Origin of the sequence: Sinorhizobium glycinis (genome assembly GCF_001651865.1) — a bacterium.
Lineage (GTDB): Bacteria > Pseudomonadota > Alphaproteobacteria > Rhizobiales > Rhizobiaceae > Sinorhizobium > Sinorhizobium glycinis.
On sequence record NZ_LPUX01000050.1, the window covers coordinates 107734 to 132803 of the forward strand.

The 25070-nt window shown below is 61.8% G+C and carries 20 protein-coding genes; 12 read left to right on the forward strand and 8 right to left on the reverse strand.

Going from position 1 to position 25070, the window contains the following annotated elements; translation table 11 throughout:
- The first annotated feature begins 166 nt into the window (after nt 1-166).
- Together greA and AU381_RS03180 are read left to right on the forward strand one after the other, a co-directional pair.
- Complete coding sequence (gene greA / locus AU381_RS03175) at nt 167-643, forward strand: transcription elongation factor GreA (RefSeq protein ID WP_064240616.1); 477 nt, start codon at nt 167-169, stop codon at nt 641-643.
- A gap of 134 nt (nt 644-777) precedes the next feature.
- Nucleotides 778-1833: a glycosyltransferase family 4 protein gene (locus AU381_RS03180; RefSeq protein ID WP_064240366.1), complete on the forward strand. Its 1056-nt coding sequence runs from the start codon at nt 778-780 to the stop codon at nt 1831-1833.
- A 9-nt stretch (nt 1834-1842) separates the two neighbouring features.
- Here the strand turns inward: AU381_RS03180 and AU381_RS03185 are convergent, their stop codons facing one another.
- The 4 genes from AU381_RS03185 to AU381_RS03200 all read right to left on the reverse strand — a co-directional run bounded on the left by AU381_RS03185 (nt 1843) and on the right by AU381_RS03200 (nt 5304).
- Nucleotides 1843-2865: a glycosyltransferase gene (locus AU381_RS03185; protein WP_064240367.1), complete on the reverse strand. Its 1023-nt coding sequence runs from the start codon at nt 2863-2865 to the stop codon at nt 1843-1845.
- Complete coding sequence (locus AU381_RS03190) at nt 2862-3893, reverse strand: glycosyltransferase (RefSeq protein ID WP_064240368.1); 1032 nt, start codon at nt 3891-3893, stop codon at nt 2862-2864. The genes AU381_RS03185 and AU381_RS03190 overlap by 4 nt, the downstream gene beginning before the upstream one ends.
- A gap of 19 nt (nt 3894-3912) precedes the next feature.
- Nucleotides 3913-4725: a glycosyltransferase family 2 protein gene (locus tag AU381_RS03195; protein ID WP_064240369.1), complete on the reverse strand. Its 813-nt coding sequence runs from the start codon at nt 4723-4725 to the stop codon at nt 3913-3915.
- A gap of 108 nt (nt 4726-4833) precedes the next feature.
- Entirely contained in the window at nt 4834-5304 is a 471-nt protein-coding gene (locus tag AU381_RS03200) for an Lrp/AsnC family transcriptional regulator (protein ID WP_012708105.1), read from the reverse strand.
- Between the two features lie 410 nt (nt 5305-5714).
- Between AU381_RS03200 and trxB the strand changes: the two genes are divergently transcribed.
- From trxB to AU381_RS03215, 3 genes are all read left to right on the forward strand, one after another.
- Entirely contained in the window at nt 5715-6689 is a 975-nt protein-coding gene (trxB, locus tag AU381_RS03205; RefSeq protein WP_064240370.1) for a thioredoxin-disulfide reductase, read from the forward strand.
- A 217-nt stretch (nt 6690-6906) separates the two neighbouring features.
- A complete protein-coding gene (locus tag AU381_RS03210) occupies nt 6907-7803 on the forward strand; it encodes a LysR family transcriptional regulator VtlR (protein WP_064240617.1) in 897 nt (298 codons plus the stop codon).
- A gap of 763 nt (nt 7804-8566) precedes the next feature.
- Nucleotides 8567-9493 (forward strand): transglycosylase SLT domain-containing protein, encoded by a 927-nt coding sequence (locus AU381_RS03215; protein WP_082909627.1) that lies wholly within the window; start codon nt 8567-8569, stop codon nt 9491-9493.
- A gap of 80 nt (nt 9494-9573) precedes the next feature.
- Here AU381_RS03215 and gyrA read toward each other — a convergent pair whose 3' ends face one another.
- Complete coding sequence (gene gyrA, locus AU381_RS03220) at nt 9574-12357, reverse strand: DNA gyrase subunit A (protein ID WP_064240372.1); 2784 nt, start codon at nt 12355-12357, stop codon at nt 9574-9576.
- A gap of 300 nt (nt 12358-12657) precedes the next feature.
- Between gyrA and AU381_RS03225 the strand changes: the two genes are divergently transcribed.
- Nucleotides 12658-13293 (forward strand): MarC family protein, encoded by a 636-nt coding sequence (locus tag AU381_RS03225; protein ID WP_064240373.1) that lies wholly within the window; start codon nt 12658-12660, stop codon nt 13291-13293.
- Nucleotides 13294-13352: 59 nt separating this feature from the next.
- Here the strand turns inward: AU381_RS03225 and AU381_RS03230 are convergent, their stop codons facing one another.
- The gene (locus tag AU381_RS03230) at nt 13353-13868 is read right to left on the reverse strand and encodes a single-stranded DNA-binding protein (protein ID WP_064240374.1); all 516 of its coding nucleotides are present in this window, start codon (nt 13866-13868) and stop codon (nt 13353-13355) included.
- A 284-nt stretch (nt 13869-14152) separates the two neighbouring features.
- Between AU381_RS03230 and uvrA the strand changes: the two genes are divergently transcribed.
- The 5 genes from uvrA (at nt 14153) to AU381_RS03250 (ending at nt 23356) form a co-directional block, all read left to right on the forward strand.
- Nucleotides 14153-17074, forward strand: coding sequence for an excinuclease ABC subunit UvrA (gene uvrA, locus AU381_RS03235; protein WP_064240375.1), 2922 nt, complete (start codon nt 14153-14155; stop codon nt 17072-17074).
- A gap of 106 nt (nt 17075-17180) precedes the next feature.
- Nucleotides 17181-17984 carry a DUF72 domain-containing protein gene (locus AU381_RS03240; RefSeq protein WP_064240376.1) on the forward strand — a complete coding sequence of 268 codons (804 nt, stop codon included), beginning with the start codon at nt 17181-17183 and terminating at the stop codon, nt 17982-17984.
- Between the two features lie 664 nt (nt 17985-18648).
- Complete coding sequence (locus AU381_RS03245; protein ID WP_064240377.1) at nt 18649-22440, forward strand: vitamin B12-dependent ribonucleotide reductase; 3792 nt, start codon at nt 18649-18651, stop codon at nt 22438-22440.
- Between the two features lie 248 nt (nt 22441-22688).
- The gene (locus AU381_RS30205) at nt 22689-22853 is read left to right on the forward strand and encodes a hypothetical protein (RefSeq protein WP_156528529.1); all 165 of its coding nucleotides are present in this window, start codon (nt 22689-22691) and stop codon (nt 22851-22853) included.
- Between the two features lie 74 nt (nt 22854-22927).
- A complete protein-coding gene (locus AU381_RS03250) occupies nt 22928-23356 on the forward strand; it encodes a GNAT family N-acetyltransferase (RefSeq protein WP_064240378.1) in 429 nt (142 codons plus the stop codon).
- Nucleotides 23357-23579: 223 nt separating this feature from the next.
- Here AU381_RS03250 and AU381_RS31010 read toward each other — a convergent pair whose 3' ends face one another.
- Together AU381_RS31010 and AU381_RS03255 are read right to left on the reverse strand one after the other, a co-directional pair.
- Nucleotides 23580-23690, reverse strand: coding sequence for a membrane lipoprotein lipid attachment site-containing protein (locus AU381_RS31010; RefSeq protein WP_174552517.1), 111 nt, complete (start codon nt 23688-23690; stop codon nt 23580-23582).
- 126 nt (nt 23691-23816) lie between these two features.
- Entirely contained in the window at nt 23817-24248 is a 432-nt protein-coding gene (locus AU381_RS03255) for a CHRD domain-containing protein (protein WP_064240379.1), read from the reverse strand.
- A 430-nt stretch (nt 24249-24678) separates the two neighbouring features.
- Here AU381_RS03255 and AU381_RS03260 point away from each other — a divergent pair, with 430 nt between their 5' ends.
- The gene (locus AU381_RS03260; RefSeq protein WP_064240380.1) at nt 24679-25059 is read left to right on the forward strand and encodes a hypothetical protein; all 381 of its coding nucleotides are present in this window, start codon (nt 24679-24681) and stop codon (nt 25057-25059) included.
- The last annotated feature ends 11 nt before the right edge of the window (nt 25060-25070 follow it).

The following is a 25070-nucleotide window of genomic DNA, read 5'->3' on the forward strand; positions in this document are numbered from 1 at the left end:
TCCCCGCCTTGGAGCGTCGCGAAAAATCTGGCTTTCGCGCTTCCGTTTCTGTTATAAGAACGGTTCGGATGTTTCGAACGGTTCCGGTGCTTTGGCTCCGGGGACCGTTTTCTTTTGCGTGGCGCCGCCGAGAGGTGGCGCCGCGCGCTTGATAAAGGACGATGAAATGGTCGACAAAGTTCCGATGACCCAGGGTGGATTCACCAATCTGCAGGAGGAGCTGCGCTGGCGCCAGCAGGAAGAACGCCCTCGAATCATCGAGGCGATCGCCGAAGCGCGCGCCCATGGGGATCTGTCGGAAAATGCCGAGTACCATGCCGCCAAGGAGGCGCAGAGCCACAATGAGGGCCGGATTTCGGAGCTCGAGGATCTGATCGCCCGGGCGGAGGTCATCGACCTTTCGAAAATGTCCGGCTCGAAGATCAAGTTCGGCGCCAGGGTGAAACTCGTCGACGAGGACACCGAGGAAGAAAAGACCTATCAGATCGTTGGCGACCAGGAAGCCGACGTCAAGGCCGGCCGGATCTCGATCTCCTCGCCGATCGCCCGTGCGCTGATCGGTAAGGAAGTCGGAGATTCGATCGAAGTGAATGCGCCGGGCGGCTCCAAGGCCTACGAAATCCTCGCCGTTCAGTGGGGCTGATCGCCCGAGTCCGACAGCCGAAACACGGAAACGCGGCGGGGTAATCGGTCCTCGCCCATTCCCTCCAGGGCGCGGCATTCGTTCCGCCCTCTTCCCCAAAAGACTGAAGCTAGAGGCGCAAGGAGCGCGCTCACGTGGCCGATATCCGGGACATCGAGGTTATTGCGCCCAATTTCAAGCGACGTCTCTCCGGCGTCACCTCGACGATCATCCAGCTTGTTCCTGTCCAGCGCAACCTTGGGCAGAAGATCGCGGTGCTCGGGCCCGGGCTTCCCAAGAGTTTGCCGTCCGTCCGGTTTCGCGATCTGATCCACCTGTGGCGGAGCCCGGCAGGCCGCCGCTGCCGCATCTGGCATGCGCGCCGCAACGTCGAGATGCTGCCGGCAATCCTGCTGCGCGACCTGCTGCGGATGAATATCCGGATTGTCTTCACCTCCGCCTCGCAGCGGCGGCATACCGGGTGGAGCAAGTTCCTCATACGCCGGATGGATGCGGTGATCGCCACAAGCGCGAAAACTGCCGCGTATCTGGAGGTTCCAAGCACGGTGATCCTGCACGGCATCGACACGAAGCGCTTTCACCCGCCGGTCGACAAGGCGGCGGCGAAACGCGCACTCAATCTCGACCCGTCCAGGAAATATGTGGGCTGCTTCGGCCGTGTCCGCCATCAAAAGGGGACCGACCTTTTTGTCGACAGCATGATCGCGCTTTTGCCCGGCCGACCGGGATGGGCGGCGATCGTGGCCGGGCGCGCCACGGGCCCTCACCTCGCCTTCGAGGCTGAATTGAAAGACCGCGTTGCCAAAGCCGGGCTCACCGACCGCATATTGTTCGTCGGCGAACACACGAATATTCCCGACTGGTACCGCGCCCTCGATCTGTTTATCGCCCCGCAACGCTGGGAAGGCTTCGGCCTGACGCCGCTGGAGGCGATGGCGAGCGGCGTGCCGGTCGTGGCAAACGACGTCGGCGCCTTTTCCGAATTAATTGCGGATGGGCCAGACGAAACCGGGCTGATCATTCCGGCCGGGAGTATCGAGGCGATGGTCGATGGCGCCGCGGCCTTTATGGACGACCTGCCCCGGCTTGCGGCTGCCGGCGCAAACGGTCTGGCGCGCACTACCAAGGAGTTCGCGATTGAGGGCGAAGCTCGGGCAATCGGCGCGATCTACGACAGCCTGATGCGCTGACGCCGGGCTTCACCGCCTGGAGGCGAACAGCCTCAGATACGCGTCGGTGATCGCCTCCTTGGAGAACTGGCTGACCAGCGTCTCGTGACCTCGTTCGGCGAGTGCGGCGCCCAAGCTGCGGTCATTGGCGATTCGCTCGATCGCGCGCCCAAAACTATCGGCATCGCCGATGTCGACCAGCAGACCGTTTTCATTGTCACGCATGAACCACTGCGGCCCCTCCGATCGGCTCGAAACGACCGGCGTTCCCTGCGCCCAGGCTTCCAGAATGACGTTGCCGAGCGGCTCGTGGCTCGAAGCCATGACGAAGATGTCGGCTGCCGCGAGGAAGGGTCTCGTGTCCTTCTGCCAACCGGCGAAGCGGACCCTCTGACTGATGCCAAGGTCGGATGCAAGCTTGTGGAGGCTGTCCCCTTCCTCCCCGTCTCCCAGCAGCCAGAGGTAAACGCCAGGAACCTTGGCCACCGCCTCGATAAGCGTGTGGAAGCCCTTGCGCTCCACGAAACGGCCCATCGACATGACGACGGGCGCGTCCTCTGGCGTGTCGAGCGTCGCCCGGCTGATCGGCTTGGCTCGTTCAGTGCTGGTGAAATTCGAGATGATCTCGACGTCCCGCTTCCAGCCGAGCTGGCGGACATGCTCGGCTATTCCCGGCGTATTGCAGACGAGGCAGTCCGTGTTGCGGAAATAGTCCAGGCGTGGCGGATAGTCGCCGAGCCGGGAAATCTTGATGCATCCGTTGTAGGCCGGCATCAGTTGGCTGGCGCGCGGTGCCCAGGCCATCAGCGCGTCCGGCCTGTCACGCCGCGCCATATGCATCACCTTGCGCGGCAGAAGCAGGCGATCCAGCGACAGGTTGCGGAAATTGCTTTCCGTGATCTTGGTCGCGCCTTCTATTTCGGAGCGCCACTGGCGGTGGGGCCGAATGACCGATGTCTGCTCGACGCCACGTTCGGCCAAGGCGTTGACGAGGTGGACGAAAAACCGCTCGGCGCCGCCATCCTTGCCGAAGTGAAAGTGCATGACTTTCATCGCTGAGCCGCACCCTTTGCGAAGAGCTCGAGATAGGCGTCGGTGATCGCCCTCTCGGAAAAGCGCGTCTGCAGCGTTTCGCGGCCGCCGGCACTCAGCTTTTCGCGAAGCCTCGGATCGTCGCGCAGCCTGCGGATCGCGTCTGCAAGGCCCTCGTCGTCGCCGCAGTCCACCATCAGGGCGTCGCGCTCATGGGTCATCACCCAGGAAGGACCTTCGGCCCGCGCCGCAATCGTCGGCTTGCCGGCACCCCAGCCCTCGAAGCACACATTGCCGAGTGGCTCATGCGACGAATTGATCGCGAAGACGTCGCCAGCGGCGAGGTATCCATAGGCATTGGTCTGCCACCCCGGAAAGCGGACACGATCGCGTATGCCGAGTGTGTCGGTCAACCGCTCCAACTCCTCCCGTTCAGGGCCGTCTCCGAGCAGCCAAAGATAGACACCCTCGACCTTCTGGATGGCACGAAGCAGCCCGTCGAAACCCTTGCGCTTGACGAAACGTCCCATGCCGACGACGACGAAGGCTTCCGCGGGCGTCTCCATCTCAGAACGCCGAACCGGCTCAACCGGTGTGGCACGCGTGAAATTCGCGATCACCTCCACGCCGCGGCGCCACCCGAAGTCTTGCACCTTGGCGGCGATGTCCGGCGTGATGCAGACCAATGTCTCGACATTGGTGTAATAGCCAAGATGCTCCGGATAATCGCCGAGACGAGAAATGCGGAAGGCGTTCTTGTAGGAAGGCATGAAGCGGCTGGCGCGCAACTGCCAGGCCATGATGACATCAGGCTGGAACTCCCGGAGGATGCGTGACATCCGCCACTGCAGGAAAAATCGCGACAATGAAATCCGCCGGAAGACGCCTTCGTGGATCTTGGCGCTGCCTTCGATTTCGCCGCGCCAGCTGCGGCCGGGGCGGATCAGCACGCGCTGCTCGACGCCCCGGTCATGCAGGGCGTTGACGAGATTCACGAAGAACCGTTCAGCGCCGCCTTCCTTGCCGAAATGAATGTGCATGACTTTCATAGGTCACCTTTTCCGGGCATTAGCGGGAAAGCGCGTCGTCGACATTTGGCCGGGTTTTCAACGCATACCGCTGATAGACCTTGGCCGCGGTCAGAAACGCGTAGACCGCCCCGGTCATTGCTTCGATGAAGCCTGGAAAGCCGCAGCGCCACAGGCCGTTGCGGAAATAGAGCCGATAGAAATAAAGCGGCGGGCCAAAGAGCATCTTGTACGGCCGCAGCGCCCTGCCCTCCGCGAACTGCTGGTCCGCTTTCAGTGTCGAATACTTGTTTTCCTTGAGGATCTGTTCGTCGAGGATCAGCGGCCGATAGTGCAGCAGGCTGCCGGAACGGGCCGCTCCCACCTTGCCGTCCGGGACGATCCCTTCATGCACCTTCTGCCCGAGGTCGTAGCGGCCGCGGCCGTTGCGGATCAGGCGAAGATTGCGCCGTTCGTGCACCTTTTCGGGCGTGTAGCCGTAGCCGATCAGATAAGGCCGACGCGCCACCCGCCAACCGACGACGTCATCGGAGGCGTTCAAGAGCGAAGGCAGCAGAGCCTTCAGCGCCTCGTCGAACCGCTCGTCCGCGTCGATGTTGAAACACCAGGGCTGACCGCATTGCTCCAGGGCGAATTGCTTCTGCCCGGCATAGCCCCGCCATGGTTCGTACATGAACCGGATGGGCCAGCCCCTGTCGATATAGGATTGCACCAGCGCCGCCGTTCCGTCGGTCGAGCCGGAATCGACGATCACGATCTCCGCGCATTGATCGAGGGTCTCGATGCAGTTGCCGAGATAGGCCTCCTCGTTCAAGCAGATGATGAAGGCGGAGAGCGGGAGCTTTGGCGTCATGGAGATCTTCTGACCGGCCGCGTGCGTGGTGCGATGGGGGCTCGTCTCGCGCGAGTCAGGTTTCTGCTGCCCAGTTCGCCCCGATTGAATGGCAACGGCGATGCTTCGCTAGATCTCCACCTGGCAGGCGTCCTTCACTTGGCGGATCGTCAGCATCGTCCGTACTGTATCGACATTGTCGGTCGCAGTGAGCTCTTCAATAACGAAATCCTGAAAGGCCGCAAGGTTCTCGGCGACGCACTGAAGCAGAAAGTCCGATTCACCCGAGACCATCCAGGCCTCGCGAACGAGCGGCCATGAGGCGGTGCGCGCGGCAAAGGCCTTGAGATTGGCGTCCGATTGGTGCTTCAAGCCGACCATGCAGAAGGCGACGAGGTCGTAGCCCAGCGCGGAGGCATTCAGAAGCGCGCGGTAGCCACGGATGACGCCCGCCTCCTCGAGCTTGCGGACCCGGCGCAGACATGGCGGCGCCGAGATTCCGACGCGTTCGGCCAATTCCACATTCGTCATGCGGCCATTGCCCTGCAGCTCGCGCAGGATTTTCATGTCGATTGCATCGAGGTCGACGCGTAAGACCATCTGCCAATCCCCGTTTCCATCGGCCCCTCTGATCGAGGCCCTTCTTTCCCGCCGCCCCCTGACGTGGAGAGAGCGGTCTCGCCGAGGCGATATCCTTCATGCTGTGGGTAGCACGTAACTGCGCCCCTGAACGAGAGTGCTGCGGCTTGCATGCACAAAAACCTTCTTGGCCGTTCCCGGCTGCCATGCACCCGTCGGGATGCCGGCGCCTCGAAAATCCCCGCACAAACGATGCAAAAATGCCCGATCTGGTGTCAAATTCATGGTGCGGACGCAAGCACTTGTGTGTATCAGCAGCAGTGCCCTTGAAAGAGCGCGTTGTGAATACCTAAACTAAGGCGATATTTTTCCAGCATCGAACCCAGCCGGACATCGACGAGCAGTCCGTCCGGCAAAGCAAGGACCAAAGCATGACCGCCCGCCACACCAAAGTGCTGATCATCGGCTCCGGCCCTGCCGGCTACACCGCTGCGATCTATACGGCCCGCGCCATGCTTTCGCCCGTGCTCATTGCCGGCATGGAGCAAGGCGGCCAGCTGATGATCACCACGGATGTGGAGAACTATCCGGGCTATGCGGATCCGGTCCAGGGCCCCTGGATGATGGAGCAGATGCTGAAGCAGGCGATGCATGTCGGCGCGGAGATCGTCAACGACATCGTCACCGACGTCGACCTTTCCGTGCGGCCGTTCCGCCTCAAGACGGACAGCGGCACGGAATGGACGACCGACGCGCTCATCATCGCGACCGGCGCGAAGGCCAAGTGGCTTGGGATCGAGACCGAGCCGACTTTCATGGGCTTCGGCGTTTCCGCCTGCGCCACCTGCGACGGCTTCTTCTATCGCAACAAGGACGTCATCGTCGTCGGCGGCGGCAATTCTGCCGTCGAGGAGGCGCTTTATCTCTCGAACCTCGCCAAGACGGTCACGGTCGTCCATCGGCGCGACGCCTTTCGGGCGGAAAAGATTCTGCAGGAACGCCTGTTCGCCAAGCCGAACGTCAAGATCGTCTGGGACCATGAAGTCGTCGAATACCTCGGCGCACCGGCAAAGCCGCCGATGCCCGCCTCGGTCAACGGCGTGAAGCTCCGCAATACCAAGACCGGGGCCATTTCGGATATGGCAACGGACGGTGTCTTTGTAGCCATTGGCCATGCGCCGGCCGTGGAACTCTTCAAGGGCAAGCTGCGCCAGAAGCCCAACGGCTATCTCTGGACGGCGCCGGACTCGACCGCGACCGATGTCGCCGGAGTCTTTGCTGCCGGGGACGTGACCGACGACATCTATCGTCAGGCTGTCACCGCCGCCGGCATGGGCTGCATGGCGGCGCTCGAGGCGGAGAAATATCTGGCGGGTCATATGCCCGTCGCAATTGCAGCCGAATAGAAGCTGCAAAACGGGGCTGCTGCATGTCTCCTTAAATCGAACTCGATTTAAGGACAAAGACATGCAGCAATTCAAAGTGCTACAGCGACCTTTGCGCGTCTGATGAGACGCGCGGCGCTGTAGTGTCGGGAGGCCGGCCCCGTGTGGGAACAGACGCATCGGTGACGCGCGGAGGACTCTGCCCTGTTCCTCCGAACGGTCCTTTATGGGGGATTTCATGTCGCTAGACTGGGACAAACTGCGCATATTTCATGCGGCGGCAGAGGCCGGCTCGTTCACGCATGCGGCAGACAAGCTCCACCTCTCGCAATCCGCCATCAGCCGGCAGGTCAGCGCGCTCGAACAGGATGTCGGCATCAAGCTCTTTCATCGCCACGCGCGCGGTCTGATTCTGACCGAACAGGGCGAGATGCTCTATCGGACGGCGCACGAAGTGCTGATGAAGCTCGAGAGCGTCAAGGCGCAGCTCAGCGAGACGACCGACAAGCCGAGCGGCAAGCTGCGCATCACCACGACCGTCGGACTGGGCCAGGGTTGGCTGACCGACAAGGTCCAGGAATTCATGGCACTCTACCCGGACGTCCAGGTGCAGCTCATTCTGGACAATGAAGAACTCGACGTGAACATGCGGCACGCCGACTGCGCCATCCGCTTGCGCCAGCCGCAGCAATCGGACCTCATCCAGCGCAAGCTTTTCACCGTGCATATGCACATCTATGCCGCGCCCTCTTACATCAACAAGCACGGCGAGCCGCAGTCGATCGGGGATCTCGACAATCACCGCATCATCACTTTCGGCGAACCGGCGCCCAATTATCTGCTTGACGTCAACTGGCTTGAGATCGCCGGACGGGATCCGGACAATCCGCGCGTCTCGCACCTGCAGATCAACAGCCAGACCTCCATCAAGCGTGCGTGCCTGCTCGGCATCGGCATCGCCATGCTCCCGGATTACATCGTCGGTCGGGATCCCGGGTTGATCCAGCTGCCGATCAGCGCGGATATCCCCTCATTCGATACCTATTTCTGCTATCCCGACGAAATGAAGAACGCCGCGAAGCTTAAGGTCTTCCGTGACTATATTGTCGCCAAGGCCCGGAACTGGAATTTTTGACGCCCGGCGCGATTGCTCGATTTATGAGCAGTTTCCAATGCTGATACTAATCTTTTGTTTTCTTTACGAAATTCTCATATCGGTAGAATTCGCGCCCCGCCACGCAACCGCATTGTGCGATGCAATAATATGCAGGAATGCGCAGACGGCATGGCAGTCATGCATATTAAATGATTGCTCCTCGCCCAAAAAAACAGCATACCAAACCCAGCTGATGCATCTTTGGTGGCTTCTCCTCCCAGTGCCACCGCAGCAGCTGTTCCCCTCTGGAGGTTCTAATTACCTTCACAACTACAAGGGCCCAAGTTTTCTTGTGGCCCTCTTTTTTTGCCCGTTGGCGCGCACATCCTTCAGTTGCGAAAATCTCCGCGGAGCCATTGAATGCGGCCGCGACGCTCCCCATATACCTTTCAGTTGGTGCATTTGGCGGCTTTCTCCTCCCCGGCTGCCGCATCAACTGTTCCCCTCTGGAGGTTTTTGAAACCTTCACAACTGACAGGGCCCAAGTTCGCTTGCGGCCCTCTTTTTTTGCCAGGCGTCACCGAATGAGGTCCTTGACGCAAAGGACATGCTGCCGGGGGAAATGAACGCCTCGCCCATTCTCCGTCAGGAGCACCCGCCAAGCCGGACGCTCCTGCGAGTTTCCTACATCCCCAGTTTCTCGTCGGCAGCGAAGATGCTATTCATGATCACTCGTTCACCGCCGAGGAGCCGTATGGTCAAACCGAGCAGAGCGGGCCGATGCCACGTCTGGGGCAACCGAATGGGACATGTGGCGCGGGCTGCCGGGGCCGGACTGCTCGTCGCAATAGCCTTTGCCGGTGTCGCCGAGGCCCGGACCGACGCTGCGGTCGCGGCGCGGAAATGTCTTTACTCCGGTGTCTCCGCGTCAAGCCCGTCGCTCCCGCTCTGCATCAGCCGAGAGAATTTCGCTCGGGATGTGTGCGGCATTATCGAGCATTATGCCGGGGCAAACGGACTGCCGGCACCTTTCTTCGCACGGCTGATCTGGCGCGAAAGTCTGTTCCAACCGGACGCCGTCAGCCCCAAGGGCGCCGAAGGGATTGCCCAGTTCATGCCTGGGACGGCAAAGCTGCGCGGCCTGTCCAACAGCTTCGACGCCGTGGCCGCCCTTGGCAAGTCAGCCGAATATTTGAGCGAACTCAAGCTCCGCTACGGCAATCTCGGTTTCGCAGCGGCCGCCTACAATGCCGGAGAGGCCGGGCTCGAACGGTTTCTCGAGATTGATTGGCTGCCCTATGAGACGCGCGAATACGTCCTGGCGATCACAGCCCACCCGGTGGAGGACTGGCGCGATAACCCGCCGAAGTCACTTGACCTTGCACTCGACAAGAACAAGAGCTTCCTGGATGGCTGTGTCGCGCTCGCCAACACCCGCCGCCTGCGGGAGATCGTCGTCGTAGACGAAGCGCCCTGGGCACCCTGGGGCGTTCAACTGGCGGCCCACTCCCGGAAAACCATCGCGCATCGCCTGTTCCTGAATGCCGTAAAACGACTGCCGGCACCTATCAATGCCGAAAGGGCGCTCGTGGTACGCGAGCGCAATGGCAGCTTCGGAGGCAGAACGCGTTATGCCGCCCGCATCGGCCGCCAGACGCGAACCGAGGCGGACAAACTCTGCGCCACCATCCGCCGAAGCGGCGGCGCCTGCATTGTCTTCAAGAATTGACTGGCACGCGCCGCATCCCGACCATGATCACCGACAAAAAAGCCCGCCGTTAGGCGGGCTCTCTTGTTCAGCGAAATGGCTCAATCCTCGGGGTCGGCTGGCGGTTCGGCGACGATGGCTTCACCGGCCGTGACGATCTCCTCGATCTCGTCCTCGCCTTCCGGCTCGCTGATCCGTTCGACCGAGACGACCTTCTCGTCCTTGGCCGTCGAGAAGATCGTGACGCCCTTGGTGGCGCGGCTTGCCAGGCGAATGCCGTCAACCGGGACGCGGATGAGCTGGCCACCATCGGAAACCAGCATGATCTGGTCATTGTGCTCGACCGGGAAGGCAGCGACGAGTTCGCCGATTTCGGTCGTTTTCGAGGTATCCGTGGCACGAATGCCCTTGCCGCCACGCCCCGATGTCCGGAAGTCGTAGGACGAGGAGCGCTTGCCGAAGCCCTTCTCGGAGACCGTCAGCACGAACTGTTCGCGTGCCTTCAGCTCCTCATAGCGCTCGTTCGTGAGTTCGCCACCATTGGTGACCTCCTCGCCGACAAGCACGATCTCTTCATCCTCGCCGGTGGTGGCGCGGCGTTCGGCTGCCGACCGCCGCAGATAGGCAGCCCGCTCCCACGGTTCGGCCTCGACATGGCCGAGGATCGCCATCGAAATGATGCGGTCGCCGTCGGCCAGCGAAATACCGCGCACGCCGATCGAATTACGGCCCGCAAAGACGCGAACATCGGATACCGGGAAGCGGATGCACTGCCCGCACGCGGTCGTCAGCACCACGTCGTCGAACTCCGTACAGGTATCGACCGAGAGAATCTCGTCGCCCTCTTCCTCGAGCTTCATCGCGATCTTGCCGTTGCGGTTGACCTGGACGAAGTCCGAGAGCTTGTTGCGGCGCACCGTGCCGCGCGTCGTCGAGAACATGACGTCCAGGTTTTCCCAAGTCGTCTCGTCCTCAGGCAACGGCATGATCGTCGTGATGCGTTCGCCGGGCTCGAGCGGCAACATGTTGATCAGCGCCTTGCCGCGCGATTGCGGCGTGCCGATCGGCAGCCGCCAGACCTTCTCCTTGTAGACAATTCCGCGTGAGGAGAAGAACAGAACCGGCGTGTGGGTGTTGGCGACGAATAGCCGGATAACAAAATCCTCGTCCCGCGTCGCCATGCCGGAGCGACCCTTGCCGCCGCGGCGCTGCGCCCGGTAGGTCGTCAGCGGCACGCGCTTGATATAGCCGAGGTGGGAGACGGTAACGACCATGTCCTCGCGGGCAATGAGGTCCTCGTCGTCCATATCCGGACCACCGTCGGCAATCTCGGTGCGGCGCGGCGTGCCGAACTCGTCGCGCACGGCCGCAAGTTCGTCCTTGACGATCTGCATGATGCGCAGCCGTGAGGAGAGGATTTCCAGATAATCGCGGATCTCCTCGCCGATCTTGTTGAGTTCGTCGCCGATTTCATCACGGCCGAGCGCCGTCAGGCGCTGCAGGCGCAGGTCGAGAATGGCGCGGGCCTGCTCTTCCGAGAGATTGTAGGTGCCGTCCTCGTTGATCCGATGGCGCGGATCGTCGATCAGCCGGATCAGCGCATCGACGTCATGGGCCGGCCAGCGGCGCTCCATCAGCTGTTCGCGGGCGGTCTGCGGATCGGGCGCATGGCGGATGAGCTTGATGACTTCGTCGATATTGGCGACCGCGATAGCGAGACCGACCAGGACGTGGGCCCGTTCACGCGCCTTGCGCAGCAGGTATTTCGTTCTCCGGCTAACTACTTCTTCACGGAAGGAGACGAAGGCGCGCAGCATGTCGAGCAGCGTGAGCTGCTCGGGCTTGCCGCCGTTGAGCGCCACCATGTTGCAGCCGAAGGAGGTCTGCAGCGGCGTGTAGCGGTAGAGCTGGTTGAGGATGACCTCGGCATTGGCATCGCGCTTCAGCTCGATGACGACGCGATAGCCCTGCCGGTCGGACTCGTCGCGCAGGTCCGAGATGCCCTCGATGCGCTTGTCACGCACCAGTTCGGCCATCTTCTCGATCATCGTCGCCTTGTTCACCTGATAAGGGATCTCGGTGATGATGATCTGCTCGCGATCGCCGCGCATCGGCTCGACATGGGCGCGGCCTCGCATGATGACGGAGCCCCTGCCCGTCTCATAGGCCTGGCGAATTCCGGCGCGGCCGAGGATCAATGCGCCGGTCGGGAAGTCGGGTCCCGGAATGATCTGCATCAGCTCCGGCAGTTCGAATGCCGGATCGTCGATCAGTGCGATGCAACCGTTGATGACTTCGCCGAGATTGTGCGGCGGGATATTGGTCGCCATGCCGACGGCGATGCCGCCCGCGCCGTTGACCAGCAGGTTCGGGAACTTCGCCGGAACGACGACCGGCTCCTGCAGAGTGCCGTCGTAGTTGTCGCGAAAATCGACCGTTTCCTTGTCGAGATCGTCGAGCAGCGAATGCGCCGCTTTCTGCAGCCGGCATTCGGTATAGCGCTCGGCCGCCGGCGGATCGCCATCGACGGAGCCGAAATTGCCCTGGCCATCGATCAGCGGCAGCCTGAGTGACCAGTCCTGCGCCATGCGCGCCAGCGCGTCATAGATCGCCATGTTGCCGTGCGGATGGTATTTACCCATCACGTCACCGGTGACGCGGGCGCATTTGACGTATTTCTTGTTCCAATCGATGCCGAGTTCGCTCATCCCGTAGAGGATGCGGCGGTGAACGGGTTTGAGACCGTCACGCACATCGGGAAGCGCGCGGGAAACGATCACGCTCATGGCGTAATCGAGATAGGACCGCTGCATTTCCTCGATGATGGAAATCGGCTCTATGCCTGGCGGAGTTTTTCCGCCGCCGGGAGTGCTTTGCTCAGTCAATGTCGATCACGATCTTTGTTCAGAATCAGTCAGTTCTTATAGCCGAATGCCGCTTCAAGCGCCAATTTTGGCCGATGGTTTTGAACAGTCTTTTGCCGCCGGAACGGGCTTTTCTAGGGCAGGCCCGGGTGAATCCGCAGGGGCTTCGGAAACGCCGGCTCCTCCTGTCGTGCCCCGCGCCCAAACCCGGTTTAGGACATTGCGCGGCGCTTGGCTAGCGCCCCTTTCCAAGCCCGCATGGCTTGCCTAACAATGCGGCTCTGCCAATGGAAATGCCGGGGCCATTCCGAGGGGGAACGGATGTTCGATTTGGATTTCTTGATCAACGCGCTGACGACGCTGCTCGTCACGCTAGACCCGCCAGGTCTTGCGCCGATTTTCCTGAGCCTCACGGTCGGCCTCAATCGGCAGGAGCGCTTTCAGGTCGCGACCCGCGGCTCCCTCATCGCCTTTTTCATCCTCGCCGCCTTTGCCCTTTTCGGTGACGGCATTCTCGGCCTGCTCGGCATCTCGATCGGTGCATTCCGCATCGCCGGCGGCCTGCTGCTCTTCTGGATTTCCTTCGAGATGATCTTCGAGCGACGCCAGGAGAGAAAGGAAAAGACTGGAGAAACGGCGGTGACCAAGGACCACATCCACAATATCGCGGTCTTCCCACTCGCCTTGCCGCTTATCGCCGGGCCCGGAGCGATCTCGGCGACCATCCTGCTCGGCAGTTCCTTCCCCTCGGCCATCGAACGCGTGCAACTCCTCGTCGTGATCGCCGCATCGATGGCGCTGCTCTTTCTGGCGCTTGTGATCGCTGATCGGATCGACCGCTTTCTCGGCGTCACCGGTCGGGCGATCCTGACCCGCCTTCTCGGCGTGATCCTCGCAGCGCTGGCCGTGCAATTTGTCGTCGACGGGGTACGCTCGGCATTTCAAATCCAGGTCTAGAACGCAACGGGCCGCTCAAACGCGGGCCGAATGCTTTTGGAGGCTGCAAATCCTGTCGGTCAGAACGGGATATCGTCATCCAGGTCGCGCGAGAAATTGCCGCCCTGGTTCGACTGACCGCCGGAACGTCCGCCACCGGAGGATTGCCGCGGCTGGTCGTAGTCCTCGTAACCGCCGCCACCACCGTAATCACTGCCGCCGCGACCTGCTCCGCCGCCTTCGCCGCGGCCGTCGAGCATCGTCAGGGTAGAATTGAAGCCCTGCAGCACGACCTCGGTCGTATAGCGATCATTGCCGTTCTGGTCCTGCCACTTGCGGGTCTGCAATTGGCCCTCGACATAGAGCTTGGCGCCCTTCTTCACATATTGCTCGACGACCTTGCAGAGACCTTCGTTGAAGACCACGACATTGTGCCATTCCGTCTTCTCGCGCCGCTCGCCGCTGTTGCGGTCGCGCCAGGTCTCCGAAGTGGCAATCCTGAGGTTGGCGATCGGCCTGCCGTCCTGCGTGCGCCGGATTTCCGGGTCGGCCCCGACATTCCCGATCAAGATCACCTTGTTGACGCTACCAGCCATATCGCTTTTCCCGTGTTTCCGCCGAACCGCCGGTTCGGCATTCGAATGCCTCAAGTGCCGCGCATCTTAACGATCCGCCGCCGACGTTACGCCCTACGTCGCGCATAATCCACAGCTCATTTGAAGGAGGATACAGGCGACATTTGTTCTTTTTTTGTTCTAGTATTTGTCTATTATCCTGTCAACCGAATCGCAATTGAGCCGCCTCTTTGCCGATTGCGCCTCGACATGGGCGTCGTCGTGATTACATAGGAGGCTTTCAACGGCATAAGAACTGGCTTCCGATGAGCGAACTCAAGACCCTCTCCATTCGCGGTGCGCGCGAGCATAACCTCAAGGGCATCGACCTTGACCTGCCGCGCAACAAGCTGATCGTGATGACCGGCCTTTCGGGCTCCGGTAAGTCCTCGCTCGCCTTCGACACGATCTATGCCGAAGGCCAGCGCCGCTATGTCGAGAGCCTGTCGGCCTATGCCCGGCAGTTCCTGGAAATGATGCAGAAGCCGGATGTCGACCAGATCGACGGGCTGTCTCCGGCGATCTCGATCGAACAGAAGACGACGTCGCGCAATCCGCGTTCGACGGTCGGCACGGTCACCGAGATCTACGACTATCTGCGCCTGCTTTTCGCGCGCGTCGGCGTGCCCTACTCGCCGGCGACGGGGTTGCCGATCGAGAGCCAGACCGTCAGCCAGATGGTCGATCGTATTCTGGAATTCGGCGAAGGTACGCGGCTCTATATCCTGGCGCCGCTCGTGCGCGGCCGCAAGGGCGAGTACAAGAAGGAACTCGCCGAGCTGATGAAGAAAGGCTTCCAGCGCGTCAAGGTCGACGGCCAGTTCTATGAGATTTCCGACGTGCCGGCGCTCGACAAGAAATACAAGCACGATATCGATGTCGTTGTCGACCGCGTCGTCGTGCGAGCTGACATCGCTACTCGCCTGGCTGACAGCCTCGAGACATGCCTGACGCTCGCCGAAGGGCTGGCGATAGCCGAATTCGCCGACCGGCCGCTGCCGGCGGAAGAGACAGCCGCCGGCGGCTCGGCCAACAAGTCGCTCAACGAGACGCATGAGCGCGTGCTGTTCTCGGAGAAATTCGCCTGCCCGGTCTCCGGCTTCACCATTCCGGAAATCGAACCGCGGCTCTTTTCCTTCAACAATCCCTTCGGCGCCTGCACGACCTGCGACGGTCTCGGCAGCCAGCAGAAGATCGACGAGGCGCTGATCGTCCCCGAGCCGAACCGGACCCTGCGGGACGGCGCCATTTCACCCTGGGCGAAATCCACCTCGCCCTATTACAACCAGACGCTCGAGGCGCTCGGCAAGGTCTTCGGATTCAAGCTCGGCAGTCGCTGGAGCGAGCTGTCCGAGGTGGCGCAGAAGGCGATCCTGCATGGCACTGACGAGAAGATCACCTTCCATTATCAGGACGGTGCCCGCTCCTACAACACGACGAAGACTTTCGAAGGCATCGTGCCCAATCTCGAGCGGCGATGGAAGGAGACCGACAGCGCCTGGGCGCGCGAGGAGATCGAGCGCTTCATGTCGGCCGCACCCTGCCCCGCCTGCGCCGGCTATCGGCTGAAACCGGAGGCGCTCGCCGTCAAGATCGACAAGATGCATATCGGCGAACTCACCGATATGTCGATCCGCGCCGCCCGGGACTGGTTCGAAACGCTTCCCGAGCGGCTCAGCACCAAACAGAACGAGATCGCCGTACGCATCCTCAAGGAGATTCGCGAACGGCTGCGATTCCTGAACGACGTCGGCCTCGAATATCTGAGCCTTTCGCGCAATTCCGGCACGCTTTCCGGCGGCGAGAGCCAGCGGATCCGGCTTGCCTCGCAGATCGGCTCCGGATTGACCGGCGTGCTATACGTCCTCGACGAGCCGTCGATCGGCCTGCACCAGCGCGACAATGCCCGCTTGCTCGACACGCTTCGGCATCTGCGCGACATCGGCAACACGGTCATCGTCGTCGAGCACGACGAGGATGCGATCCTGACGGCGGATCATGTGGTCGACATCGGCCCGGCCGCCGGCATTCACGGCGGCGAGATCGTCGCCGAGGGCACGCCATCCGACATCATGGCCAATCCCAAGTCGCTGACCGGAAAATATCTCTCCGGCGAACTGTCCGTCGCCGTTCCAGGCGAACGGCGGAAACCGAAAAAGAAGAAGGAAATCACCGTCGTAGGGGCGCGGGCTAACAATCTGAAGAATGTCACGGCGTCGATCCCGCTGGGCGTGTTTACCGCCGTCACCGGCGTTTCGGGCGGCGGCAAGTCCACCTTCCTCGTCGAGACGCTCTACAAGGCGGCGGCACGTCGCGTCATGGGTGCGCGCGAAAACCCCGCCGATCACGACCGCATCGATGGCTTCGAGCATATCGACAAGGTGATCGACATCGACCAGTCGCCGATCGGCCGGACGCCGCGCTCGAACCCGGCGACCTATACCGGCGCCTTCACGCCGATCCGCGACTGGTTCGCGGGACTGCCGGAAGCGAAGGCACGCGGCTACCAGCCGGGCCGCTTTTCCTTCAACGTCAAGGGCGGACGCTGCGAGGCCTGCCAGGGCGATGGCGTCATCAAGATCGAGATGCACTTCCTGCCGGATGTCTACGTCACCTGTGACGTCTGCCACGGCAAGCGCTACAATCGCGAGACGCTCGACGTGCATTTCAAGGGCAAGTCGATCGCCGACGTTCTCGACATGACCGTGGAGGAAGGCGTCGAATTCTTCTCGGCCGTCCCGGCCGTCCGCGACAAGCTGGTGACGCTGAACCAGGTCGGGCTCGGCTATATCAAGATCGGCCAGCAGGCGAATACGCTGTCGGGCGGCGAAGCGCAGCGCGTCAAGCTCGCCAAGGAACTATCGAAGCGCTCGACCGGGCGCACGCTCTATATCCTCGACGAGCCGACAACCGGCTTGCATTTCCATGATGTAGCCAAACTTCTTGAAGTTCTGCATGAGCTCGTCAACCAGGGTAATTCCGTGGTTGTGATCGAGCACAATCTCGAGGTCATCAAGACGGCCGACTGGGTCATCGACTTCGGGCCGGAAGGCGGCGACGGGGGGGGCGAAGTCATTGCGAAAGGAACGCCGGAAGACGTCGTGAAGGAACCGCGCTCCTATACCGGGCAATTCCTGAAAGAGCTTCTGGGACGGCGATCGGTAACGAAGGTGGTGGCGGCCGAGTGATCGGCAGCGCGCATTAAGGCGGGGCACCGACGCTTCCCGCAAGGCTTGCGTGTCGTATCGGTTCGTCTTGCGGATGAGAGGCACGGGCGGCCTTGAGGAGGAAGTGATGGCAGAAACCGGAAAGATTCGCGTCGGCATCGGCGGCTGGAATTTCGAGCCTTGGGAAGGCAGCTTTTATCCCTCCGACCTTCCTAGAAAGCGGCAGCTCGAATTCGCCGGCAAGGAGCTACGCGCGATCGAGGTCAACGGCACCTACTACAGTTCGCAGAAGCCGGAGACTTTCGCCAAATGGGCCGCGGAGGTGCCGGATGGCTTCATCTTCTCTTTGAAAGCCAGCCGCTACGTGACGAATCGCAAGGTGCTGGCGGAAGCCGGCGAATCCATGGTGCGATTCCTGACGCAAGGTTTGACGGAGCTCGGCGACCGGCTTGGCCCCATACTCTGGCAGTTCGCGCCAACCAAGAAATTCGAGCCGGAAGACTTCGAGGGCTTCTTGAAGCTGCTGCCTGAAAAGCAGGACGGTCTGAGGCTCCGCCACGTCGTCGAAGTCCGCCATCCTTCCTTCCAGGTGTCGGAGTTCGTCGAGCTCCTTGATAAATACAAGGCGGCTGTGGTGCTCGCGGAGCACGAGGACTACCCGATGATCGCCGACGTGACCGCGGACTTCGTCTATGCGCGGCTGCAGAAGGGCAGCGACGAAGTCAAGACCTGCTATCCCCCGGCGGGCCTCGACCTCTGGGCCGAAAGGCTCAAGACCTTTGCCGCCGGCGGCGAGCCGGAGGGGCTGGAAAAGAGCGCGCCTGATCGGAAAGCGGAGAAGGCGCCGCGCGACGTCTTTGCCTTTTTCATCAGCTCGGGCAAGGTCAATGCGCCGAACGGCGCGCGGGAATTGCAGAAGCGGGTGGGCTAACGCGCCCGCAGAGAGCCGATCGGGTCCCGGATTGCGGGGGGGCCGCGCTGGCACCAAATGTAGTCCGCCGAATCGCGAACAGAGCGCTTCACACTCCGGCGTTCTCCGCAATCGCGGGCAGCGCTGCGGAATGTCCCTTACCTGTTTTTTTACCCATGAAAACTCTGATTTTCCCCGCGTGGTCTCCGCCTGTTGCAAGACCGCCACCGGAAGTCCCTGATTTTCAACGGCTTGGTTGATGTCCCCGTTTTCCACAATCCATCCACACAAGATATAGCGCTCAAAATTCCGTCACAAACCACCCCTTGACGCCCAAAGCCGATTCACAGTTAATGGATTGCACGTTGCGACGGCGGCGAACCGGGAAGTTGAGAGGCCGGTTCATCCCCCAAATCGTCGGTTCTGGCATGTGGCTGAAGCGGATGCTCCCGCGTCGCCGCAGCGGCGGAATTTTTGCGCGATTTAGAGGACGCCGAAGCGACAATCAGGCTGGCATAAAGAATCTGTTAATACTATATTTAGTGTTTGCAGGCAGCTTCACCACAAGATACTGGATGCCCGGGTTTGGGTTTCCTCACGGAACGGACGCTGAAGCTGGCTGCGACTACCTCGCGGCCGGGCGAGATTAACTGCGCCTTGGCGCATGGCAACAAAGGACGGGACAATGAAGATCGAACGTCGTTTCACGAAGGCAGGGCAATCGGCCTATGCCGAGATAGAGTTCCGCAAGGCGACGAGCGAGATCAAGAATCCGGACGGGTCGATCGTCTTCCGTCTCGCGGATATCGACGTGCCGGCGCAGTTCTCCCAGGTCGCCGCCGACATTCTCGCGCAGAAATATTTCCGCAAGGCGGGCGTGCCGGCCAAGCTGAAGCGTGTCGAGGAAAACGACGTGCCCTCCTTCCTGTGGCGCGCGATTCCCGACACGGAAGCGCTGAAGGCGCTGCCGAAGGACGAGCAATACGGTTCCGAAACCGACGCCCGGCAGGTTTTCGATCGGCTGGCCGGCACCTGGGCCTATTGGGGCTGGAAGGGCGGCTATTTCGAAACGGAAGAGGACGCCAGCGCCTTCCGCGACGAGCTCGCCTATATGCTTGCCACCCAGCGCGTCGCGCCGAACTCGCCGCAATGGTTCAACACCGGCCTGCACTGGGCCTATGGCATCGACGGTCCCGGTCAGGGTCATTTCTATGTCGACCCCTTCACCGGCAAGCTCACCAAGTCGAAGTCGGCCTACGAACACCCGCAGCCGCATGCCTGCTTCATCCAGTCGGTCGGCGACGACCTCGTCAACGAGGGCGGCATCATGGACCTCTGGGTGCGCGAGGCGCGCCTCTTCAAATACGGCTCGGGCACCGGCTCCAACTTCTCGCATCTGCGCGCCGAGGGCGAAAAGCTCTCGGGCGGCGGCAAGTCCTCCGGGCTCATGAGTTTCCTGAAGATCGGCGACCGCGCCGCCGGCGCCATCAAATCGGGCGGCACGACGCGGCGCGCCGCCAAGATGGTGGTCGTCGACATCGACCATCCGGATATCGAGGATTACATCAACTGGAAGGTCAAGGAAGAGCAGAAGGTCGCGGCTCTCGTCACCGGTTCCAAGATCGTCGCCAAGCACCTGAAGGCGATCATGAAGGCCTGCGTCAATTGCGACGGCAGCGACGATGCCTGCTTCGACCCGAAGCAGAACCCGGCGCTGAAGCGCGAGATCCGCGCCGCCAAGCAGGCGCTGGTGCCGGAGAACTACGTCAAGCGCGTCATCCAGTTCGCCCGCCAGGGCTACAGGGACATTGAGTTCAAAACCTACGACACGGACTGGGATTCGGAAGCCTACCTGACCGTCTCCGGCCAGAACTCCAACAACTCCGTTTCGATCAAGGACGACTTCCTGCGCGCCGTCGAAGCGGATGGCGAATGGAACCTGACGGCCCGCAAGGACGGTCGCGTCATGAAGACGTTGAAGGCCCGCGACCTCTGGGAATCGATTTCCTATGCCGCCTGGGCGTCAGCCGATCCGGGCCTGCACTTCAACACGACGATGAACGACTGGCACACCTGCCCGGCGGCCGGCCCGATCCGCGCCTCGAACCCGTGCTCGGAATACATGTTCCTCGACGACACGGCCTGCAACCTCGCATCGCTCAACCTGATGCAGTTCAAGGATGCCGCCACCAAGCGGATCAACATCGCCGATTACGAACATGCCGTCCGTCTCTGGACGGTCGTTCTCGAAGTCTCGGTGATGATGGCGCAGTTCCCGTCGCGCGAGATCGCCGAGCTTTCCTATGAATACCGCACGCTCGGCCTCGGCTATGCCAATATCGGCGGCCTGCTGATGTCGTCCGGCATCCCCTATGACTCGACCGAGGGCCGCGCCATCGCCGGCGCGCTGACGGCGATCATGACCGGTGTCGCCTACGCGACCTCGGCCGAGATCTCGGCTAAGCTCGGCCCCTTCCCCGGCTTTGCGCCGAACCGCGACAGCATGCTGCGGGTCATGCGCAACCACCGCCGCGCCGCCCATGGCGAGATCGCCGGCTATGAGGGCCTGTCGGTCAACCCGGTCGCGCTCATCCATGCCGATTGCCCGGATCAGGAGCTGATCGCCCACGCCACGAGCGCCTGGGACAAGGCCGTCGAACTTGGCGAGAAGCATGGCTACCGCAACGCCCAGGCCACCGTGATCGCGCCGACCGGCACGATCGGCCTCGTCATGGATTGCGACACCACCGGCATCGAGCCTGATTTCGCGCTGGTGAAGTTCAAGAAGCTCGCCGGCGGCGGCTACTTCAAGATCATCAACCGCGCCGTGCCGGAGGCGCTGCGCACGCTCGGCTATTCGGAGAGCCAGATCGCCGAAATCGAGGCCTATGCGGTCGGCCACGGCAACCTCAACCAGGCGCCGGCCATCAACCCGACGACGCTGAAGGCAAAGGGCTTCACGGACGAGAAGGTCGATGCCGTCAATGCGGCGCTGAAATCCGCCTTCGACATCAAGTTTGTCTTCAACCAGTGGACGCTCGGCGCCGACTTCCTCAAGGGCGCGCTTAAGGTCACCGACGAGCAGCTTGCCTCGATGGAGTTCAATCTGCTCGAGCACCTCGGCTTCTCGAGGAAGGATATCGAAGCGGCGAACATCCATGTCTGCGGCGCGATGACGCTCGAAGGCGCTCCGTTCCTGAAGGCCGAGCACCTGCCGGTCTTCGACTGCGCCAATCCCTGCGGCAAGATCGGTAAGCGCTACCTGTCGGTCGAAAGCCATATCCGCATGATGGCGGCCGCCCAGCCGTTCATCTCGGGTGCGATCTCCAAGACGATCAACATGCCGAACGAGGCGACCGTCGAGGATTGCAAGAACGCCTATATGTTGTCCTGGAAGCTGGCACTGAAAGCCAACGCCCTCTATCGCGACGGCTCCAAGCTGTCGCAGCCGCTGAACGCCTCGCTGATCGAGGACGAGGAGGACGATGAGGCGATCGAGGAACTGCTTCAGGCGCCGGCCGCCGCGCAAGCGGTCGCCGTTAGCGAGAAGATCGTCGAGCGCATCATCGAGAAAGTGGTACGGGCTCGCGAAAAACTGCCGAACCGCCGCCAGGGCTATACCCAGAAGGCGATCGTCGGCGGCCACAAGGTCTACTTGCGCACCGGCGAATTCGGCGACGGCCGCCTCGGCGAGATCTTCATCGACATGCACAAGGAAGGCGCCGCGTTCCGTGCGATGATGAACAACTTCGCCATCGCCATCTCGCTCGGCCTGCAATATGGCGTCCCGCTCGAGGAATATGTGGAGGCCTTCACCTTCACCAAGTTCGAGCCGGCCGGCATGGTCCAGGGCAACGACGCGATCAAGAACGCCACGTCGATCCTCGACTATGTGTTCCGCGAACTCGCCGTCTCCTATCTCGGGCGCCACGACCTTGCCCATGTCGACACCTCCGACTTCAGCAACACGGCGCTCGGCCGCGGCATTCAGGAAGGCAAGACCAACCTCGTGTCGACCGGCTGGACTCGCGGCTACAAGCCGACGATCGTCGGCGGCACGGGCGACCGCTCGGAGCCGAAAGGTGCCTCCACCGGCACGCCGGCCCGCGCCTCCGGCGGCGCCACGGTGACCTCGATCGCCGGCAATGCGGTCCGCAAGCTGGAGCCGGCAACCGCCGCCGCCACCTCGGAAGTCGTCGCCTTCAAACGCGACTACGAGGAGCGCGCCGCCGAACTTGCCGAGGAGATCGCCGGCGAAGTGGAACAGGAGGTGACCGCCCTCTTCTCCGACAAGGCCGCAGCGGAAGCCGCTTCCGCCAAATCCGAGGCCAAGAAGGTCGAAGCCGAGCGCCGCGCCCGCTCGATCATGCAGGGCTACACCGGCAACATGTGCTCCGAGTGCCAGAACTTCACGATGGTGAGGAACGGCACGTGCGAGAAGTGCGATACCTGTGGTGCGACGAGCGGGTGCAGCTGAGCATCGGTACGGGCAGCAGCAGCCGCAGCAGGCGGCAGCCAGCAAACAATAACTCAACTGCCGGAAGGGGTCCCGCACAAATGTCGCGGGGCCTCTTGGGAGACGGAGGTAGAGCCAGGCCTCAAGGAGCCCATTTGAGTCTTCAACAGTTCGGCGGATCAACGCTGCGTCCACGTGAATTCCGATGGACTGACGGTTGCGGATACCCCAATTTATCTCTCGCTAGACGAATCAGAATCGGAGACTCCATGCCCCTCAAACGTCTGATCGCCACTGCTCTCGCAGTGGCGGCCCTCTCCGCCTGCGCAAGCACTGGCGGCGCCGGCAACACGACCTACGCGCAATGGTACGGACCAAACCCTGTTCCCGATTTCAGCGCCGCGACACCCGGCGGTGTGCGCATGGCCTACTGACCGGCTGATCTTGTCATCGGACACCCGCGTGGTGTCTGGTGATCACCGGATCGGCCGAAAGACGGATTTAAGCCTTGTCAGCTCCCATCCTCGACATCATTCCAGACACCCCAAACCCCGACGACATTCGCGCCATCGTCGCGACGCTCGACGCCTACAACAGTGCCAATAGCGGCATGGTCGACCTGCCCGGCTTTGCCGTCATCATCCGCGATCCGAAAACGCGCACTGCAACCGGCGGCCTCTATGCGACCGACGGCTACGGCTGGGCCTTCATCAGATATCTCGCTGTTCCGGACGAATATCGCGGCCAGGGGCTCGGGCGGCGGCTGATGGAAGAGGCAGAAAAGATCGCCAGGGACCGTGGCTATATCGGCCTGTGGCTGGACACATTCGAATTCCAGGCGCGTCCCTTCTATGAGAAGCTCGGCTTCGAGCTCTTCGGCGAACTCGAGGGCGGCAAGAACGCCATTCCACGCTATTTTCTCAAGAAGCGTTTTTGAGCAGCTTGCGCCCGGACGCTGCCGGGATGATCACTTGAATTCCGGCTGATCGTCCCCATCTATCCGTCACCACCCGTATCGAGGACCGCTGCGCCGACATCCGTCGAGCGCCTTCGCGTCTTCCGGGTTAGAAGGGCGCTCCCCGCACGGGTTGAGCGCCCTTCTTGTTTTGCCGCGCCGGAATCACTCCAACACCGGACCTCGACCGTTCCGGGCTTCGCGGTCACCGCGGCGGGACGATGCCCTGGTAATACTCGCCTTCGCCGCCGACATGCACCGTTTGCGAGCATGCCGTGAGCGTTGCGAGTGCCACCAACAATATGATCCTGCGCATGAGCCTCGTCCCTTTCTAACGGATTGACGAGCATTGATATTCCGGGTTTCGCGCGGGATCAATTCTCTTGCCTGTGATCCTTCACCACCGGCCCCATTTCACCGATCGTAGCGGCCTCAACTCGGTCTACTGAGCCTTCATGACCTGTCCGCGGATTTCGCCGTCCGGGTTGGCGGCGGTATGCAGGTTCACGTAGAGGCGCCCTTCGGTCAGCGCCGACGCTTGCGCCTCGTCCAAGGTCGCCGAGCCCTTTGCGAGTGCCGACACGTCGATCGGCACGATGGGTGGCGCGTTCTCTCCCGGGCCGGCAGGTCCATGGAAATGCGCCGCGCTCACGTCACCGCTCAAGCCGGAGTGCTCGATCGTCCAGGACAGATTCTTGCTTTCGGAATCATAGGTAATGTTGGCCATCCCCGTCGCACTGGTTTGAACCGGCGGCACCTCCTCGCTTCCCTTGAGCTCCGCCATGAACTTCATCTGCTCTGCGTAGCCGCCTGATGCGGCGGCGAGAAAACTCACCACTGCAATGACACCGATTTTCAAAGCTCTCGGCTGCATAATTCGCTCCTCCAAATTTTTAGATGGTCCGGTTCTGCGATGCGCTTCGCCTGCCAGGTGTACTTACATATGGCGCGCACAACCGGCGACCAGAGGGAGCGAACGGGAGAAGTTTCGACTGCTGGCTCCAGACGTCTTCCCAAGCTCTTTTTTTCTCTTATTTCCCCTCCACCTCCTCTGCCCAGCTTTCGCGCCGCTCTCGCCGTTGAGGAAGAGCAACACGGTTTCGAGAAGCTTCGGCAAAACGAAGATGTCGTTATGGGTGAGACCGGGCAGGATCGCCAGCCGGCAGCCTGGCCGAAATTATCTCGCAGGGCCCGCAAGTCCTGCAAGACGCTAGGATTTGGTTCAAATCCGACCACCGGATTTCACCGGGCCTCAAGCGAAGTCTGGCACAGAGAAAGGAGGACTGTGGTAACAGGCGAATAGATTGACCCAGGTCGTTACAGTTTCCGCAACGACAGCGGCCTATGCGGCGGACGCCGTCAAGCCGTCCGCGCGTGTGCGCGGTGACGGTCCGGCCGATGAAGCCATTACTTTGCTTGCTGCACGGCCGCAGGCGCAGTCGGTCCTTGCGCCGGCGACCCGCAGGGCGAAAGGCGCCCTGCCCCTGGGGCTGATGCTGATCAGTGCCGGAATGCGTTCGCCCCAGGAGAGCGAGGCCGAGACTTTGCGCCGCTACCTCGAATTCATGCAGGACGAGGAAAGCGGCGATCGCGGGGAAGACCAGCGGGGCGAACCGGCAGCCGATGAAGAGGAGAAAGGCGACGAAATCGCCGCCATGCTCGACCAGCTCATTCAAGGGGACTGATGTTGGAGCGG

Excerpts from the sequence above, each read along its gene's own strand:
- AU381_RS03210 (WP_064240617.1), top strand. The coding sequence starts at position 6,907 with ATGTCGCTAGACTGGGACAAACTGCGCATATTTCATGCGGCGGCAGAG.
- trxB (WP_064240370.1), top strand. The coding sequence starts at position 5,715 with ATGACCGCCCGCCACACCAAAGTGCTGATCATCGGCTCCGGCCCTGCC.
- AU381_RS31010 (WP_174552517.1), bottom strand. The coding sequence starts at position 23,690 with ATGCGCAGGATCATATTGTTGGTGGCACTCGCAACGCTCACGGCATGC.
- greA (WP_064240616.1), top strand. The coding sequence starts at position 167 with ATGGTCGACAAAGTTCCGATGACCCAGGGTGGATTCACCAATCTGCAG.
- AU381_RS03230 (WP_064240374.1), bottom strand. The coding sequence starts at position 13,868 with ATGGCTGGTAGCGTCAACAAGGTGATCTTGATCGGGAATGTCGGGGCC.
- AU381_RS03200 (WP_012708105.1), bottom strand. The coding sequence starts at position 5,304 with ATGGTCTTACGCGTCGACCTCGATGCAATCGACATGAAAATCCTGCGC.
- uvrA (WP_064240375.1), top strand. The coding sequence starts at position 14,153 with ATGAGCGAACTCAAGACCCTCTCCATTCGCGGTGCGCGCGAGCATAAC.
- AU381_RS03215 (WP_082909627.1), top strand. The coding sequence starts at position 8,567 with ATGGGACATGTGGCGCGGGCTGCCGGGGCCGGACTGCTCGTCGCAATA.
- AU381_RS03225 (WP_064240373.1), top strand. The coding sequence starts at position 12,658 with ATGTTCGATTTGGATTTCTTGATCAACGCGCTGACGACGCTGCTCGTC.
- AU381_RS30205 (WP_156528529.1), top strand. The coding sequence starts at position 22,689 with ATGCCCCTCAAACGTCTGATCGCCACTGCTCTCGCAGTGGCGGCCCTC.
- AU381_RS03245 (WP_064240377.1), top strand. The coding sequence starts at position 18,649 with ATGAAGATCGAACGTCGTTTCACGAAGGCAGGGCAATCGGCCTATGCC.
- AU381_RS03190 (WP_064240368.1), bottom strand. The coding sequence starts at position 3,893 with ATGAAAGTCATGCACATTCATTTCGGCAAGGAAGGCGGCGCTGAACGG.
- AU381_RS03240 (WP_064240376.1), top strand. The coding sequence starts at position 17,181 with ATGGCAGAAACCGGAAAGATTCGCGTCGGCATCGGCGGCTGGAATTTC.
- AU381_RS03195 (WP_064240369.1), bottom strand. The coding sequence starts at position 4,725 with ATGACGCCAAAGCTCCCGCTCTCCGCCTTCATCATCTGCTTGAACGAG.
- AU381_RS03255 (WP_064240379.1), bottom strand. The coding sequence starts at position 24,248 with ATGCAGCCGAGAGCTTTGAAAATCGGTGTCATTGCAGTGGTGAGTTTT.
- AU381_RS03185 (WP_064240367.1), bottom strand. The coding sequence starts at position 2,865 with ATGAAAGTCATGCACTTTCACTTCGGCAAGGATGGCGGCGCCGAGCGG.